The sequence below is a fragment of the Nocardia sp. NPDC049935 genome, from assembly GCF_055586645.1.
In genome coordinates this window covers 423,628-439,608 of sequence record NZ_JBVJHV010000006.1, presented here as the reverse complement: position 1 = coordinate 439,608, position 15,981 = coordinate 423,628, and the positions used below count along the sequence as shown (strand labels likewise).

The 15,981-nt window shown below is 67.8% G+C and carries 15 protein-coding genes; 10 read left to right on the top strand and 5 right to left on the bottom strand.

The window, feature by feature from the left end; all coding sequences use genetic code 11:
* Window positions 1-29: 29 nt before the first annotated feature.
* From ACZ6SF_RS24390 to ACZ6SF_RS24365, 6 genes are all read left to right on the top strand, one after another.
* Complete coding sequence (locus ACZ6SF_RS24390; RefSeq protein WP_466064769.1) at window positions 30-869, top strand: SDR family NAD(P)-dependent oxidoreductase; 840 nt, start codon at window positions 30-32, stop codon at window positions 867-869.
* 43 nt (window positions 870-912) lie between these two features.
* Window positions 913-1,110, top strand: a complete 198-nt coding sequence (locus ACZ6SF_RS24385; RefSeq protein ID WP_466064767.1) for a ferredoxin — start codon at window positions 913-915, stop codon at window positions 1,108-1,110.
* Window positions 1,111-1,112: 2 nt separating this feature from the next.
* A complete protein-coding gene (locus ACZ6SF_RS24380; protein ID WP_466064765.1) occupies window positions 1,113-2,354 on the top strand; it encodes a cytochrome P450 in 1,242 nt (413 codons plus the stop codon).
* A 37-nt stretch (window positions 2,355-2,391) separates the two neighbouring features.
* On the top strand, window positions 2,392-3,591 hold the full coding sequence (locus ACZ6SF_RS24375) for a cytochrome P450 (RefSeq protein ID WP_466064763.1): 1,200 nt from the start codon (window positions 2,392-2,394) through the stop codon (window positions 3,589-3,591).
* A 137-nt stretch (window positions 3,592-3,728) separates the two neighbouring features.
* Window positions 3,729-3,932, top strand: coding sequence for a zinc-ribbon domain-containing protein (locus ACZ6SF_RS24370; protein WP_466064761.1), 204 nt, complete (start codon window positions 3,729-3,731; stop codon window positions 3,930-3,932).
* A 119-nt stretch (window positions 3,933-4,051) separates the two neighbouring features.
* Window positions 4,052-4,888, top strand: a complete 837-nt coding sequence (locus tag ACZ6SF_RS24365) for a class I SAM-dependent methyltransferase (RefSeq protein WP_466064760.1) — start codon at window positions 4,052-4,054, stop codon at window positions 4,886-4,888.
* A gap of 9 nt (window positions 4,889-4,897) precedes the next feature.
* Here the strand turns inward: ACZ6SF_RS24365 and ACZ6SF_RS24360 are convergent, their stop codons facing one another.
* Entirely contained in the window at window positions 4,898-5,728 is an 831-nt protein-coding gene (locus ACZ6SF_RS24360) for an SDR family oxidoreductase (RefSeq protein WP_466064758.1), read from the bottom strand.
* 202 nt (window positions 5,729-5,930) lie between these two features.
* Between ACZ6SF_RS24360 and ACZ6SF_RS24355 the strand changes: the two genes are divergently transcribed.
* Window positions 5,931-6,887: an LLM class F420-dependent oxidoreductase gene (locus ACZ6SF_RS24355; protein ID WP_466064945.1), complete on the top strand. Its 957-nt coding sequence runs from the start codon at window positions 5,931-5,933 to the stop codon at window positions 6,885-6,887.
* Window positions 6,888-6,928: 41 nt separating this feature from the next.
* Here ACZ6SF_RS24355 and ACZ6SF_RS24350 read toward each other — a convergent pair whose 3' ends face one another.
* From ACZ6SF_RS24350 to ACZ6SF_RS24335, 4 genes are all read right to left on the bottom strand, one after another.
* Window positions 6,929-9,430: a caspase family protein gene (locus tag ACZ6SF_RS24350; RefSeq protein ID WP_466064756.1), complete on the bottom strand. Its 2,502-nt coding sequence runs from the start codon at window positions 9,428-9,430 to the stop codon at window positions 6,929-6,931.
* Window positions 9,423-9,785: a hypothetical protein gene (locus tag ACZ6SF_RS24345; RefSeq protein WP_466064755.1), complete on the bottom strand. Its 363-nt coding sequence runs from the start codon at window positions 9,783-9,785 to the stop codon at window positions 9,423-9,425. The genes ACZ6SF_RS24350 and ACZ6SF_RS24345 overlap by 8 nt, the downstream gene beginning before the upstream one ends.
* 146 nt (window positions 9,786-9,931) lie before the next feature.
* Window positions 9,932-10,603, bottom strand: a complete 672-nt coding sequence (locus ACZ6SF_RS24340; RefSeq protein WP_466064754.1) for a response regulator — start codon at window positions 10,601-10,603, stop codon at window positions 9,932-9,934.
* Window positions 10,603-12,255 (bottom strand): sensor histidine kinase, encoded by a 1,653-nt coding sequence (locus tag ACZ6SF_RS24335; protein WP_466064752.1) that lies wholly within the window; start codon window positions 12,253-12,255, stop codon window positions 10,603-10,605. Before ACZ6SF_RS24335 ends, ACZ6SF_RS24340 begins: the two co-directional genes overlap by 1 nt.
* A gap of 220 nt (window positions 12,256-12,475) precedes the next feature.
* Here ACZ6SF_RS24335 and ACZ6SF_RS24330 point away from each other — a divergent pair, with 220 nt between their 5' ends.
* The 3 genes from ACZ6SF_RS24330 to ACZ6SF_RS24320 all read left to right on the top strand — a co-directional run bounded on the left by ACZ6SF_RS24330 (window position 12,476) and on the right by ACZ6SF_RS24320 (window position 15,965).
* Window positions 12,476-14,545, top strand: a complete 2,070-nt coding sequence (locus ACZ6SF_RS24330; protein ID WP_466064750.1) for an alkyl/aryl-sulfatase — start codon at window positions 12,476-12,478, stop codon at window positions 14,543-14,545.
* 350 nt (window positions 14,546-14,895) lie between these two features.
* Window positions 14,896-15,426 carry a DUF3558 domain-containing protein gene (locus ACZ6SF_RS24325; protein ID WP_466064748.1) on the top strand — a complete coding sequence of 177 codons (531 nt, stop codon included), beginning with the start codon at window positions 14,896-14,898 and terminating at the stop codon, window positions 15,424-15,426.
* A gap of 44 nt (window positions 15,427-15,470) precedes the next feature.
* On the top strand, window positions 15,471-15,965 hold the full coding sequence (locus ACZ6SF_RS24320; RefSeq protein WP_466064746.1) for a hypothetical protein: 495 nt from the start codon (window positions 15,471-15,473) through the stop codon (window positions 15,963-15,965).
* Window positions 15,966-15,981 lie beyond the last annotated feature (16 nt).

Genomic DNA, 15,981 nt, shown 5'->3' with positions numbered 1-15,981 from the left:
ATATTTCGTTACGGAAGGAAACGCAGCGCATGGGCAACGAGTTGGCGGGCAAGGTCGCGGTGGTGACCGGCGGCGCGTCCGGCCTGGGCAGCGCGATGGTCGAGCGGTTCGTTGCCGAGGGCGCCCGGGTGGTGATCGGGGATCTCGACGCCGCGGGTGGCGCGCGGGTCGCGCGACGCTGCGGTGACAGCGCGGTGTTCGAGGTATCCGATGCCGGGGATCCCGGCCAGGTCGCCGGGCTCGTCGACCTCGCCGTGCAACGGTTCGGCGGGCTGCACATCATGTGCAACAACGCCGGGATATCCGGAAAGATGCACAAGAGCCTGCTGCACGACGACCTCGCCGATTTCCAGCAGGTGATGGCGGTCAATGTACTCGGCGTCATGGCCGGCACCCGGTCCGCCGCCCGGCATATGTCCGAGCACGGCGGCGGGTCGATCATCAACCTGTCGTCGGTGGGCGGAGTGCAGGCCGGGGGCGGGGTGATGACCTACCGCGCCTCCAAGGCCGCGGTCATCCACTTCACCAAATCGGCGGCGATCGAACTGGCGCAGTACGAGATCCGGGTGAACTGTATCGCTCCCGGCAATATCCCCACCGATCTGCTCGCGAAGGCCTCGACGACGATGTCGCCGGAGAAGGCCGAACGGATGACCCGCGCGATGCGGGAGATGATGAACCAGGACCGCCCGCTGCCCCGTGAGGGCACGCCCGAGGATGTCGCCGAGGCCGCCGTGTATTTCGCCGGCGACCGCTCCCGCTATCTGACCGGCACGGTGCTGACCGTCGACGGCGGCACCACCGCCGGTAAGGCGCTGCGCCGCCGGACCGAATCCGCCGCCAACGGCGCCCCGGCGCGGTCGTCATGAATCGTCCGGATCCCGACCACCGCTATCCAGGAAAGAGAACGTCATGAAAGTGACTGTCGAACAAGGGAAATGCATCGCCGCCGGACACTGCGTGATGGCCGCCGACGCGGTGTTCGACCAGCGCGAGGACGACGGCATCGTGGTCCTGCTGGACGAGAACCCCCCGGACGAACTCGCCGAAGAGGTCCGCGAAGCCGCCGCGGTATGCCCCGCCATGGCCATCCACGTGCACGAGGAGTGACAGTGACCAACTCTGCTGGATCGGGTTCCACCACGGAAACCGACGAAATCCTGAACTATCCGCTGGACCGGGCCCTCGCCTGCCCGTTCGCGCCGCCGCCCGAGGTGCTCGGGCTCATCACCGAGCGGCCGCTGAGCCGGGTCCGGATCTGGGACGGCAGCACACCGTGGCTGGTCACCGGGTACGCCGAACTGAAATCGCTCATGTCCGATCCGCGGATCAGCACCGACGACCATCAGCCCGGGTTCCCGCACTGGAACGAGGGCATGCTCGATATGGTGCCGCACCGGGCCCGTTCGGTGTTCAACACCGACGGCGAGGAACACAGCCGGTTCCGCCGGATGATGACCAAACCGTTCACCGTCAAACGCGTGGACGCGCTGCGTCCGGCGATCCAGAAGATCACCGACGACCATATCGACGCGATTCTGGCCGGACCGCAGCCCGCCGATCTGGTCGAGGCGCTGGCGTTGCCGGTGCCGTCCCTGGTGATCAGCGAAATGCTGGGCGTGCCCTACGAAGATCACGAGTTCTTCCAGCAGCACGCGACCACCGGCGTCTCCCGCTACGCCACCAAAGAGGAATCGCAGCAGGGGCGGGTCGGTCTGGCGCGCTATCTGATCGACCTCATCAAATCCAAGATGGAGAATCCCGCCGAGGACATGGTCACCGAGCTGGCCGAACGCGTCACCGCCGGTGAGATCTCGATGAAGGAAGCCGCGCAGATCGGTACCGGTGTGCTCATCGCCGGGCACGAGACCAGCGCGAATATGATCGCGCTGGGCACGCTCGCCCTGCTGGAGAATCCGGATCAGCTGGCGCTGTTGCGCGATACCGACGAACCCAAGGTCGTCGCCAACGCGATCGAGGAACTGCTCCGCTACCTGAGCATCATCCAGAACGGCCAGCGCCGGGTCGCCCTCGACGATATCGAGATCGGCGGGCACACCATCAAGGCCGGCGAAGGCGTGATCATCGACCTGGCCCCGGCCAACTGGGACCCCAACCAGTTCCCGGAACCGGACAAGCTCGATCTGACCCGCCCGGCGCGCCTGCACGTCGGCTTCGGGTTCGGCCCGCATCAGTGCGTCGGCCAGCAGCTCGCCCGGGTGGAACTGCAGATCGTCTTCAAGACGCTGCTGCGGCGGATTCCCACCATGCGGCTGGCGATTCCGGCCGAAGACGTCGAATTCAAACACGACAAACTGGCTTTCGGTGTGTACCGGCTGCCGGTGACGTGGTGACCACGCCGGAACGACCGCGCCGAGAGGAGACCGACCTGTGACGACCAGTGCGCCCAGCGACGTCTATTACGACCCCTACGATGTCCAGCTGAACGCGGATCCGTATCCGATGTTCAAGCGGATTCGCGACGAGCGACCGCTGTACTACAACGAAACCCACGATTTCTACGCGCTCAGCCGGTTCGCCGATGTGAACGCGGCGTTGATCGACAAGGACACCTTCAGTTCGGCGCGCGGCGCGATCATCGAACTGATCAAGGCGAATATCGAGATCCCGCCCGGCGTCCTGATCTTCGAGGATCCGCCGATCCACACCATGCACCGCAAACTGCTGTCCCGGATGTTCACCCCGCGCAAGATCTCCGCGCTGGAGGACAAGGTCCGGGAGTTCTGCGCGCGCAGCCTGGATCCGCTGATCGGGACCGGCAAGATCGATTTCATCGCCGATCTGGGCGCGCAGATGCCGATGCGGACCATCGGCATGCTGCTGGGCATCCCGGAGGAGGACCAGGAGGCCATCCGCGATTTCGCCAACGACCAGATGCGCACCGAAGAGGGCAAGCCGATGAAGGCGTCCACGGAGGGCATGGTCAGCGGGGAACTCTTCGAGAAGTACGTCGACTGGCGCACCGAGCACCCGTCCGACGACATCATCTCCGAACTGCTGAACGTGGAGTTCGAGGACGAGACCGGCACCCTGCGCAACCTCACCCGCGACGAGATCCTCACTTACATCAACGTGGTGTCCGGCGCCGGTAACGAGACCACCACCCGGCTGATCGGCTGGGCGGGCAAGGTGCTGGCCGAGCATCCGGACCAGCGGCGGGAACTGGTGAACGACCCCTCGCTGATCCCGGCCGCGGTCGAGGAACTACTGCGGTTCGAGCCCCCGGCTCCGCATGTGGCCCGCTATGTCACCCGGGATGTGGAGTACCACGGGCAGACCGTGCCCGAGGGCAGCGCCATGATGATGCTCATCGGCGCCGCCAACCGTGACGGCCGGCATTTCGCGCCCGACGGCGACGTCTTCGATATCCACCGGGAGAGCAAACCGCATCTCGCCTTCAGCGTGGGCACCCATTTCTGCATGGGTTCGGCCCTGGCCCGGCTGGAGGGGCGGATCGCGCTGGAGGAGATCCTGAAACGGTTCCCCGAGTGGGAGCCCGATCTGTCCGCCGCCACACTGTCGCCGACCTCCACGGTCCGGGGCTGGGAGAGTATGCCCGCGAGCTTCTGAACGACCGCGACGGCAGTCGCGACCGGCCGCCCCCGCGCACTGTGGTGCCGGGGGCGGCCGGTCGCCGTTCCGGCCCGATTCGCCCATCGGGCGCGCGAACGGGCCGTCGCGTAACCCCCACCCTCTACGCTGGCCCCGTGTTCTTCATCTTCGGATTCGGCACCAAGCGCAAACCCCTGGGCCCCGGCGCCACCCGTACCTGCCCGCGCTGTCACAACACCACGCAGTGGCTCCGGATGCGCGAGTTCAAGCAGTTCACCCTGTTCTTCGTGCCGGTCGCCCGCTGGAAGCGCCGCGTGCTCGAGGTCTGCGGGATCTGCGGCACCGCGGTCGAGGTCTGAGCGGGCTTCAGGTGCCACTCGTCGGCACCGGGCCGGTCGAAAATCGGTGTGAATGCGTCTCACGCGTGTGATAGACAGGCGCGCGTAGGAGCTGCCGCACCGCCGAAAGGAGCCGGGCCGTGAACGAGGCAGCGGCACTCGCCGCCAACCGCGCCAACTGGGACGAACGGGCCGATGTGCATCGGCGCTCCGAGATGTACGACGTCGACGCCTTTCTGGCCGACCCCGCGGCGGTGTCGTCGGTGGTGCGCAACGACCTCGCGGTGCTGGCCGGGCATCTCCCGGAGACCGGCGTCCGGGGCCGGTCGCTGCTGCACCTGCAATGCCATATCGGCACCGACACCCTGTCCTGGGCCCGGCTCGGCGCGGCCGAGGTGCACGGCCTGGACCTGTCCCCGAACTCGCTGGCCCACGCCGGCCGGATCGCGCGCGCCGACGGCCGGGAGATCACCTGGGTGGAGGGCGACGCGCGGTTCGCCTCGGCGCTGATCGACCGGCGGTTCGATGTGGTCGTCACCAGTGCCGGGACGATCGTATGGCTGCCCGACCTCGCCGATTGGGCCCGGTCCATCCACGATCTGCTCGCGCCGGGCGGAGTGTTCCTGATCCGTGACGATCATCCGATTCTCGGGGCCGTGGACTTCGAGCCGTGGGAGATCACCGACGACTACCTGTCCGGGGGCGGCGCCCGGACCTACACCGATTCCGGCAGCTACACCGAGAACTCGGCCGGGCTGATCACCCGGACCGAGGTGCACGAGTGGCGTCACGACCTCGGTGAGATCACCGGTTCGCTGCTACGCGCCGGATTGCGGATCGACGAGTTCGCCGAACTGCCGTATATGGATTGGCGCGCCTTCCCCGGGCTCGTGGCCTGCCCGCAGGGCTGGGAGCTCCCGCCGGGAGCGCCGCGGATCCCGCTGAACTTCGCGGTGGTGGCCCGGCGCCCCGGCTGACCCCGCGGGTCAGTCCAGGAACATATCCGGGATCGGGTTGTCGCCGCCGCCGTATTCGGAGAGGTCGGTCCGCCCGGATTCGATGAGGGCGGTGGCGTCGATATAGCAGTTGCCCGTATTGAACCTGGCCTCCCGCGCCAGGATCTCCGCGGCGGCGTCGCCCATGATCCGCGGGCTGCGCGATTTCTCCAGCAGATCGCTGCCGTCCGGCAGATTCGCCACCGCCGAGGTCGCGATATAGGTCTGCGGCCAGAGGCAGTTCGCCGCGATACCGGCGTCGGCGTACTCCGCCGCCCAGCCCAGGGTCAGCAGGGTCATCCCGTATTTGGACAGGGTGTAGGACGGGTGGGCGCCGAGCCAGCGCGGGCTGGTGTTGAGCGGCGGTGCGACGGTCAGGATATGCGGATTCGGCGCCTCCCGCAGATGCGGTAGGCAGGCCCGGGTCAGCAGGAAGGTGCCGCGCAGATTGATCTGCTGCATCAGGTCGAATTTCTTGGCCGAGAGCCGCTCGGTGGGGTCGGTGGCGATGGCGCTGGCGTTGTTGACGCAGTAGTCGATCCGCCCGAACCGTTCCAGCGCGGTGTCCACGACCCGCGCCACATCGTCCTCGTCGCGGACATCGCCGACCACCGCCGCCGCCTTCCCGCCGGCCGCCTCGATCTCGGCGACAGCGGTATGCACGGTGCCGGGCAGTTTCGGATGCGGCTCCGCGGTTTTCGCCAGCAGCACCACATTGGCGCCGTGGCGGGCCGCGCCCAGGGCGATGGCGAGACCGATACCCCGGCTGGCCCCGGACACCACCAGTGTCCGGTCGGTGAAGATCTGCTGTTCGGTCGACATGTCACTCCCGGTCGATTATGCGTTCGCGCGAAGCGGTATTGGCATTCTCATTTTCTGCAAGTATCGTATTCAAAGATGAGCGACACAGTCCATACCTCCTCGGGTATCCCGCTCCCGGACGCGGTGACGTCCGGGCCCGGAGCCGCCGCCATGACGGTGGGCGGCGGCTCCACCTCGAAATATGTCTGAGAGTGGAGGAATCGTGCGGATCGGTGTGATGATCGGGCCCGAGCGCGGCGATACCGCGCGTAAGGCGGCCCGGATGGTCGACGACATCAAATGGGCCGAATCGGCCGGGATGGATACCGCCTGGATCCCGCAGATCCCGACGGATTTCGACGCCCTGGTGACGATCGCTCTGCTGGGCGCGGCCACCGAGCGGATCGAACTCGGTACCGCGGTGGTGCCGCTGCAGGCGCAGCATCCGGTCGCGCTGGCCCGGCAGGCGCTCTCGGCGCACGCGGTGGCCGGCGGCCGGCTGGCGCTGGGCGTCGGCCCGTCTCACCACTGGATCGTGCAGGATATGCTCGGCCTCCCCTACGAGAAGCCTGCCGCCTACACCCGCGACTACCTCGAGGTGCTGAATCCCGCGCTGAACGGGCCCGGAACGGTACAGGTCTCCAACGGCAGTTTCACCGTGAACAATCCGCTGGACCTGGGCCCGGTCGCGCCGCTGCCGGTCCTGGTCGCCGCGCTCGGCCCGGTGATGCTGCGCATCGCCGGCGAGCATGCCGACGGCACCATTCTCTGGATGGCCGACGAACGCGCGATCGCCGATCACGTCGTCCCGCGGATCACCAAGGCCGCCGCCGACGCCGGTCGCACGGCCCCGCGGATCGTGGCCGGGCTGCCCATCTGCCTCTGCGCCAATGCCGATATCGACACGGCCAAGCAGCGCGCCAATCGCATCCTGGGGGAGGCGGAGGTCTCCCCGAATTATCAGCGGCTGCTGGAGCAGGGCGACGCCCGGGATATCGGCGATATCTGCATCGCGGGTGACGAGGACGCCATCGCCGCGGGTCTGCGCCGCTATGCCGAGGCCGGCGCGACCGATCTGTCGGTGCGGCTGCTGCCCATCGGCGACAACCGCGACGAACTGATCGCCTCGAAGCGCCGCACCCGGGAGATGATCGCGGAAATCGCCAACGATCTGCGATGATGCGGTAATCCGCGTGCGCACCCTTCGCCGGACAGCCGCGTTCAGGGACCCGCGGGTCGCTCGTCGGCATCGGGCGGGCACCAGGGCGCGGAGGCCGTGGGGCGGTCGGGGTAGTCGCCGCAGTAGGCGTAAATCCGGCGGACCACGTCCCCGTTCTCGACCCGCAGCACGGTGACGGGCTTGTGCCGGGGCACATTGGGCCGGGGACGCACGCCGTAATGGAAGGTTCCGGTGGCGCCGGGAAGTACGCCCAACTCGGTGACCTGCCGGGATACCGCGGCCAGGGTCGGCTGCCCCGGCGCGGTGCGGTTCAGCTCCCGGACCGCGGTGAGATACACCTGCGCGCCGTCGTAGGCGAGCGCGGCGTGCCCGTCGAGGGAACGCTCGCTCTCGGGTTGCTGTTCGAAGGCGAACCGCTGGCGCAGCAGATCGTAGAATCTGGTCGCGATCGCGGCCGGTTCGGAATCGGTGATGGGGGCCGGGGCGAACGAGACGAAGTAGTACGGCACCCCGGCGAGGGCCTCGCGTGAGCGGGCCACCGGGTCGGCGACATGTTTGGTGACATCGTCGGCGCCGATGATCGTCGTGGCGCGATTCTCACAGGTCGACGCGCCGCGCAGATATTCGCCGAAGTCGGGAACGCCGCGGCCGGAGAAGAACGCGATACCGTCACCGGTGCAGATATCCGTTCCCGCCTCGAACGCGCTGCCGAACATATGGTCCGTACGCGGGGCCGCGTCCTCGGCGAGCAGGCCGGACGGGGTGAACGAGTGCGTCCGCACCGCGAATCCGAACTGTTCGAACCAGTACCGGACGTCGTCGCGCAGGTTGATGCTGTAGAGGTCGGTTTCGTCGCCGGAGTAGTAGATCCGGAGAGTGCGCGGCGTGGACAGTTCGTTCGCGGCGAACCCGGCCACGGTGGCGGCCTCGCGCCGATTCTGCGGCGCCACCTGGATGAACAGCGGATTGCGGTCGGCCAGCGTGTCCAGCGAGAGCGTGGTGGCCACCATCGGGATACCGGCGCCCGCGAGGACCGCCACGGTGTCCTGCGTCGCCCGGTTGCTCATATTGAAGCCGACGACGCCGACGATGGTGGGGTCCTCGCGCGCGGCCCGGATGATCTGGTCGGCCAGCTCCGGGCCCTTCGCCGTCCCCCGGCCCGCGTTACCGATCAGGATGCGTATCAACGGTTCGCCCGGGCCGACGGCGTCGATCTGCTTGCGCTGCGCGACGACCAGCCCCTCCAGGCTTTCCCGTTCGGCGGTCAGATCGGCCGCCGTACCGCTGCCGTGCTTCGGCGCGGTGAGGGACTGGAGGTTGACCAGGGTGAAGTACGGCCGTTCGGGGTGCTGTTCGTGCAGGTCTTCGGTCCAGGCGTTCTGATCCCTGAGAGTGTCGAGCACCAGCTGGATCTGGTCCTGCACGATCTGATCCCGGGCGGGCGGCCGGAAGAAATTGTACGAACCGTCGGTCAGGCCGAGGCATTCGTCGCCGTCGTGGATCACGGTCGCGATATCGGTGCCGCAGGGGTTCTCCCGATCCGGATAGATCAACGCCACCGCCACCGCGGCGCAGACCACGGCGACGGCCGTCGCCAGGGCGCCCAGCAGCCGTTTCGTGCGCCGGGGCCGGGTGATCCGCATCTTCGGCGGCGATCCCAGCGCGGGATTCGGGAACAGCGGCTCGTCGGCCAGGTCGTGACCGTCCTGCTCCGGCGAATGCACCTGGGGCCGCGGCGCGTCCCCGACCTGCCGCAGCCGTTCGGTGATGAGCCGGCACACCTGGCGCAGGCTCATCGGACCCGGCCGCCGGGGGTCGCCGTAACGCAGCACATCGAGCAGCGCCTGCCCGAACAAGGTGTAGGAATCCTCGCTCGCCAGCTGGGCGGGATCCTTGGAACTGGACGCGCACAGCAGCGCGACGCCCCCCGAACCGCCGCCCCCTTCGATCGCGGTGACCTCGTCGAACGTCTCCTCGAAAGCATCGTCGGCCGGCCGGATCTCGTCGAGTTCGTACTCGACGGCCTCCTGCGCCTTCGCCGACGCGACCTGCTGGACCTCGCTCTGGAAATCGTTGACGGCATGGGCGGCGAAACACGAATCGAGGATCACGATCCGTGAACTCCGGGGAGCGGTGTTGCGGAGCGTGCGTGACAGGGCCGACACCCGCAGACTGGTTTCCACCGGCGCGGGTTCGTGGGTGTCGCGCAGCAGCAGACAGTAGAACCGCTGTGCCTCGAAGAAGGCGCCGTGCCCGATATAGGCGACCAGGACGAGCATGCCCTTGCCGTGACGACTGCGGGTACGCCGCATATGGTGCTCGAGAAACGTTTTGACGCGGTCGAAATGCTGCACCGCGGTGGCGTCGCTGTCGAACAGGTCCAGGACGTTTCCGTCCGGCAGCCCGAGCCCGTTCTCACCCGTCAGATACGCGATGAGTCCCCTCGCGGTCCTCCCGAACGCGCTGGCCGCCGTGAAACCGTCCAGTCGCGGCCAACTGCTCGCGCCGCAGACGACCGCGACCGTCCGGTCCGGGTCATGCATGGCCGTCGCCGGAGAGGAAGTCCCGCAGGATCCGCTCGTGACGATCCGTCAGCGGCCCCTTGATATGCACGGTCTCCCCGGTGTCCGACCGGCTCAGCCGGAAACTCGCGTCGTATCTCCGCGCGCCCCAGCGGAACAGCTCACGGATGACCAGAACCACGGCGGGCTGGGACAGCACGATCGTCAGGATCGTGCCGAGGTCCTGGGTGAGCTCGTTGTCCCGGACCCGGGCGGTGGAGAGCTCCGGGAGGGCCAGGTGGAGGCTGTCGGACAGATCGGCGCACAGTTCGTCCGCGGTAGCGAGATCGACCTCGGGGAACGAACACGTCACCACGAATTCACTGTTACCGAACAACTTTCGCCCCCTCTTACCGTGTCCGGGAACAGGTTACACTGCCCCCTCTTCCACGGCCGGGCTGCTCATCGCGGCGATCGCCGGACTGGTCATGGGTTTGCTGCTTGTGGGCGTTCCCGGAGGTCTCATGGACTACTGCCCGGCGCTCAGCGGTCCGGGGACAGCGAGTACTCCTGTTCCGGGCGGCCCGCCTGCCCGTAGCGCAGACGCATCCGGAGTTCGCCGGCGCCGACGAGAGCGGTGAGGTGGCGCTGGGCGGTGGGGCGGGAGACGCCGATGGCATCGGCGACCTCACCCGCGGACAGGGGTCGGCCGGAGTCCTCGAGGGCCTCCAGCACCAGGGTTCTGGTGGGTGAGACCACCGGCGGGGCGGGTACGGGAGCGGGTGCCGGGCGCAGCGCCGCCAGGGCGGCTTCCACGCGGGCATGGTCAACCCGGGGATCCGCCAATAACCGGCGATAGCGGGCGTAGCCGGCCAGCCGGGAGCTCAAAGCCGCCGGTGGAAAAGGTTTGACGAAATAGCCGAGTGCCCCGGCGCCGAGCGCCGCCCGGACAGTATCGCTGTCCGAGTCGGCGGTGAGAACCATCGTGTCGCAGCGCATTTCGCGCACCAGATCGATACCGTTGCCGTCCGGGAGATAGACATCGACCAGCGCGAGGTCGGCGGCGAGCTCGCGATAGCCGGCCCGCGCGTCGGCCACGGTCGACAGGACTCCCACGACGGTGAAACCGGGTACCGAGGTCACGATATCGGTGTGCAGGTTCGCGATCCGGAAATCGTCCTCCACGATCAGGACCCGCAGTGGTCCGGTGCTCATCACTGCTCCCTCGTCCGCAGGACGCCGGGGATTCGTGCCACGAATTCGGCGCCGCGCAGCACCTCGGCACCACCGCCCGGACTGGACAACAGGACATCGCCGCCGCGCGCCCGGGCCAGCTGGCGGATCAGGGCCAGTCCCACACCGCGCCCGCCGGGGACCGTGCCCGGGTCACGGGTGGAGGTGCCCTCGGTGAAAATGGTGTCGACCAGTTCCGGCGCGATACCGGGACCGCTGTCGGTGACCACGATGTACAGCGTGGATTCCTCCTGTATCAGTTCCACTTCCACTCTTTTCACCGGATCGTCGGTATCCGCGACCGCGTCGAGGGCGTTGTCCAGGAGATTGCCCAGCACGGTGGTGACATCGACGGGGTCGATCAGCGCGCCGGCCACGGCGGTATCCGGCGCGAGCGCCAGTTCGGCGCCGCGCTCGCGGGCGTGGGCGGCCTTGGCCGCGAGGAATGCCTGCAGGTAAGGGTCGGCGACGGCGTCGATACCGGGGGCGGCGGCGCCGAGCGGACCCGAGCCGAGGGTGTCGTCGATACAGCGAGTGGCCTCGCCGACCCGGCCGCGGTGCAGCAGGCCGCTGAGCAGGTGCAGCGTATTGGCGAATTCGTGGCGCTGGGCGCGCAGTACCGTGCTCATCGACTGCACCGCGTCGAGCTGACGGGTCAGCGATTCCACATCGGTGCGGTCCTGCACGATGAGCACCGCGCCCAGATCTCGGCCGTCGCGGCGGACCGGGCGGGCCACGACCACCACGACCCGATCGTGCACCGTCGCGGTGGTCGGGCGCGATTCCAACGTGCGGAACAGGTCGAGCACCCGCGGAGTCAGGCCGATCTCGGCCATCGGACGACCCGTGGCGCGGCCGATCCCGAGCAACCGGACGGCCTGGTCGTTGACGAAGGTCGTGCGCCCGTCCGAATCCACGGCGACCACGCCCTGGCCGATTCCGTGCAGGATCGCGGCCTGCCCGCGGACCAGTTCCGCCAGATCGGCGGGTTCCAGGCCCAGGGTGAGACCGCGCCACCGGCGGGCCAGCAGCAGCGCGCCGGCGACGCCCAGCAGAAGTCCGGCCCCGACGACCGGCGCGGCATTGCGGAGATCCGGGGCCAGCCGGGTGGCCGCGGGGTCGATGGCGAGCCGGACGTCGACGGTGCCGGTCGCCCGCTCGGCGCCGACCGCGCGGATGGGAACCCGGGCCCAGGCGGTGCCGTGTTCGGTGCCGTACTCCTCGGCGGACGCGTGCCCCGGCGGGCCGCCGGGTGATACCGGCCCCACGGGCAGGTCCGGGCCCGCCAGGACGACGCCACGATCATCGGTGACCACGATCGCGTCCGCGCCGGTCCGCGCCCGGGCCGCGGCGACGGAGTCCTGCACCCGCGCCGCGGCCGGGTCCGCCTCGATCCGGCCCGGCTCCGGCAGCGGTGCCGAGGAGGCCCGGGTCACCTGCTCACGCACCCCGGGTTCGGCGGCGATCACCTGGGCGATGGCCAGGGCCCGCTGCCCGAACCCGGTCCGCAGCCGGGTGTCGCTGCGGAACGCCCAGATGGCGAGGGCGACGACGAAGGCCAGCGCCAGGACCAGGACCTGCAGCAGCAGGACCTGCGTGCGCAACCGGACCGTCCGGTTTCGTGCTCTGGCCATTCGTGCACGATAACGTGCGCCGATTCGGTGAACACAATGCACACAATTTTCGTTTCGACTATTTCGAGCATTGCGCACGCAAACTTGTGGTGTGGCCGCCGCCACGGAATTCTCGTTCCGTCATGACTCCCGGTGTGGGAGATGTTCGCGGAGGTGACGAGGGAGTTCCGCGAGCCTTCCCACCGGGGGTGTTCTGTCCAGTGAGTAGGTGGTGTCGGCGATGACAAGCGGTAACGGCGTGCAATTCGATGGCGCCGGAGCTGATTCCGGCGGCGACCACAGGATTTCACGGCGCGGGATCTTCGGTATCGGCGCTGCCGCGCTGGCGGTGACCGCGGTGGGCGCCTCGGTATCGGGCTGCGATTCCCCCGGATTCGACGCGGGCGCCTTCGCGGAGGTGAGCGAGCCCAGCGGTCATGTTCTCGACAGCAATCGCCGCGCCGCCGACACACTGCCCTTCTCCGATACCGCGGATTTCGCCGATGCCGATCGGGGCTGGATCGGCTCACTGGAACCCGGCGTGGTTCGCGGCGCCGGCGACAAGGTCGTCTGGGACAACGATTCGTACGGGTTCCTGCGAGAGCCGTGCCCGCCGTCGGTGCATCCGAGCCTGTGGCGGCAGTCCGGGCTGGTCGCCCGGCAGGGTCTCTACGAGGTGGTTCCGGGCATCTACCAGGTGCGCGGACTCGACCTCTCCAGCATGACGTTGGTAGAGGGGCGGGCCGGCGTGGTCGTGATCGACCCGCTCATCTCCCGCGAGACCGCGGCCGCCGCCCTCGGCCTGTACCGGAAACACCGGGGCGACCGCCCGGTCACCGGGGTGATCTACACCCACGCGCATGTCGACCACTTCGGTGGCGTGCTCGGTGTGACGAGCCCGGAGGAGGTCCGGGCGGGGCGCTGTCCGGTGCTGGCGCCCGCCGGGTTCCTCGAGCACGCGGTCTCCGAGAACGTCTACGCGGGCCCGGCGATGAGCCGCCGCGCCGGGTACATGTACGGCGCCGCACTGCCCCGCGGTCCGAAGGGCCAGGTCGGTTCGGGCCTCGGGCAGACCACCTCGGTCGGCACCATCGGCCTGATTCCGCCCACCCGCGATATCACCCGCACGGGGCAAGAGGAGACCATCGACGGTGTCCGCATCGTCTTCCATCTGACCCCGGGCACCGAGGCCCCGGCCGAGATGAATTTCTACTTCCCGGACCATCGCGCGCTCTGTATGGCCGAGAACGCCACGCACACCATGCACAATCTGATCACCCTGCGCGGCGCCCAGGTCCGGGACCCGCGGATGTGGGCCGGGTACCTCACCGAGGCGATCAATCTGTTCGGCCACTCCGCCGAGGTGGCCTTCGCGTCGCACCATTGGCCGACCTGGGGTGGGGATCGCATCGTCGAATACCTCTCGCTGCAACGCGATCTGTATGCCTACCTGCACGATCAGACCCTGCGGCTGATCAATCAAGGTTTTGTCGGCAGTGAGATCGCGGAAATGCTCGAGCTACCGCCCGCGTTGCGCGACGCCTGGCACAGCCACGGCTACTACGGGTCGCTGAGCCATAACGTGAAGGGCGTCTATCAGCGCTACATGGGCTGGTTCGACGGTAATCCCGCGCATCTGTGGGAACATCCGCCGGTGGAATCGGCCACCCGCCACGTCGACGCGATGGGCGGCGCGGACGCGGTGCTGGACAAGGCGGGCAACGCCTACCGCGACGGCGACTACCGTTGGGCGGCGCAATTGGTGAACTACGTGATCTTCGCCGACCCGGCGAATACGGCGGCGAAACAACTCCAGGCCAGTACGTTCGAACAGCTCGGTTACGGCGCGGAGAACGCCACCTGGCGCAACTTCTACCTCTCCGGTGCGACCGAACTGCGCAACGGTTCGTTCGGCACTCCGACCAGCACCGACAATGCCGGCCTCAGCGCGGCCTTGACGGTGGAGATGGTGTTCGACGCGATCGCCGTCCGGGTCGACGGACCCCGGGCCTGGGACCGGCGGATGCTGATGGACTGGCGTATCCGCGACGAGCACCGCACGCACCGGACCGAACTGCGCAACGGCGTGCTCGTGCACTACGACGTCCCGGCCGGCGCCCCCGGTGCCGCCCCCGATGCCTCCTTCGACCTGACCAGGGCCACCCTGCTGAAGGTGATTCTGGGCGGCGGGGATTTCGCCGCCGCGGTCCGGTCCGGAGATATCCGCGTCGCCGGCGATCCGGCGGTCCTGCGGCAGCTCGAGGACCTGCTCGACGCCCCGGACCCGGATTTCGCGATCGTCACGCCCTGAGCCCGTTTCTGGTGCCGGACCGCCGACGGCACCGGCCCGTGCCGACCGGGCCTTTCGGGACCGAATTCTCGGGCTGGGAAGGCTGCATCTGGAAGTCCAACGCCGGGTGGTACGACACGGCGGTGTCCGGCCCCGCCTGGATGATCCTGCAACGAGCAGGCAAGCGAGGGCCCTCATTCCGTCATTAGGGCAAGCAGGTGTTCGGACGGTGGCGGGTTGAGTAGGGGTTACGGGGTAGGTAGGGTCGGCTGGACGCGGGGGGCCGGCCGGTTCCCGGTTCGATATGGAATGCCGGTGTCGGGAGGTTCGTGATGGCCGCTGTTCGGTCGGTCCGGGGGATTCTGTGTGGTGTGGGGGTTGCGCTGCTGGTCGCGGGGTGTGATTCCGGGTCCGAGGGGACGGCGTCGCCGGTAACCACCACGACCGGGTTGCCGATCGCGGCGGAAGCGCCGTCGTCGTTCGATCCGTGTACTGATATTCCGCAGGAGGTGCTGGCATCGGAGGATCTGCGGCGTGGGGTGACGGATGCGAATGTCGATGGTTCGCAGGGGATCAAGTGGCGCGGGTGCAGTTACGTGGCTCCAGACAGCTACGCGGTCGGAATCACTACGACGAATCTGACGTTGCCTGTGGTGCGGGACAACGACCAGTTCGTGGTGCGACAGGAGTACACCGTCGACGGTAGGTCGGCCATGGCGGTGGATGCGGCCGGCGATCCTGATGTGCGGGCATCCTGCTTGTTTTATGTAGAGATGGACGGAGGCAGTCTCGAACTCTCGATGGACAATCCTGAGTCGCGGAATAAGACCGGAGACATCGATACGTGTGAACTGTCGCGGGGACTGGCAGAGAAGATCGCCCCATTGATACCGGATGCTTGAGCGCAGTGAGATTTCGGCGGTAGGCAAAGGGAGGGAGTTCGGGAATGAGTGGAGATAGCGCGCCACGTCCACTGGAGGATCTGCTGGCCCAGGCGCGGGATGGCTATTTGTCGGTGAACTTAGGCGCGGGTTCGCCGGAAGCGGTGCGGGTTAATGCTGAAGAGTTCGTATACATGGATCGCGACTGTGAAGGTTTCAAGCTCCTAATTCAAGAATTGCAGCGAATCGCACGGGAAATATATAGCCGTGAACGATGGGATCTCGGAGAGACGGCTCAAGGCCTCACCTCGGCGTCTGTCCTGGTCGATCGTTTCCGTACCAAGGCGCAGAAGTCGTTAGACGGCAACGATATTCATGCGATATTGGATGAGCATTACCGGATCGTTGAGGACATCCAGGAGTTACACAGGGTTATCGCGCAGCGGTACATGCAGACCGATGAGGCGTTCGCTGGTCGGTACAACGAGTTGATGGTTGGAGCACCGCCGATCACGCCGCTGGCGATGCCGCCCGCGTTCCCCGTGATTCCGGGTCAGTAGGGGAAACATGGTGCTG

What these genes read in the sequence shown, in the direction of transcription:
- ACZ6SF_RS24390 (WP_466064769.1), top strand. Translation starts at nt 30, where the DNA reads ATGGGCAACGAGTTGGCGGGCAAGGTCGCGGTGGTGACCGGCGGCGCG.
- ACZ6SF_RS24385 (WP_466064767.1), top strand. Translation starts at nt 913, where the DNA reads ATGAAAGTGACTGTCGAACAAGGGAAATGCATCGCCGCCGGACACTGC.
- ACZ6SF_RS24360 (WP_466064758.1), bottom strand. Translation starts at nt 5,728, where the DNA reads ATGTCGACCGAACAGCAGATCTTCACCGACCGGACACTGGTGGTGTCC.
- ACZ6SF_RS24350 (WP_466064756.1), bottom strand. Translation starts at nt 9,430, where the DNA reads ATGCATGACCCGGACCGGACGGTCGCGGTCGTCTGCGGCGCGAGCAGT.
- ACZ6SF_RS24340 (WP_466064754.1), bottom strand. Translation starts at nt 10,603, where the DNA reads ATGAGCACCGGACCACTGCGGGTCCTGATCGTGGAGGACGATTTCCGG.
- ACZ6SF_RS24335 (WP_466064752.1), bottom strand. Translation starts at nt 12,255, where the DNA reads ATGGCCAGAGCACGAAACCGGACGGTCCGGTTGCGCACGCAGGTCCTG.
- ACZ6SF_RS24330 (WP_466064750.1), top strand. Translation starts at nt 12,476, where the DNA reads ATGACAAGCGGTAACGGCGTGCAATTCGATGGCGCCGGAGCTGATTCC.
- ACZ6SF_RS24320 (WP_466064746.1), top strand. Translation starts at nt 15,471, where the DNA reads ATGAGTGGAGATAGCGCGCCACGTCCACTGGAGGATCTGCTGGCCCAG.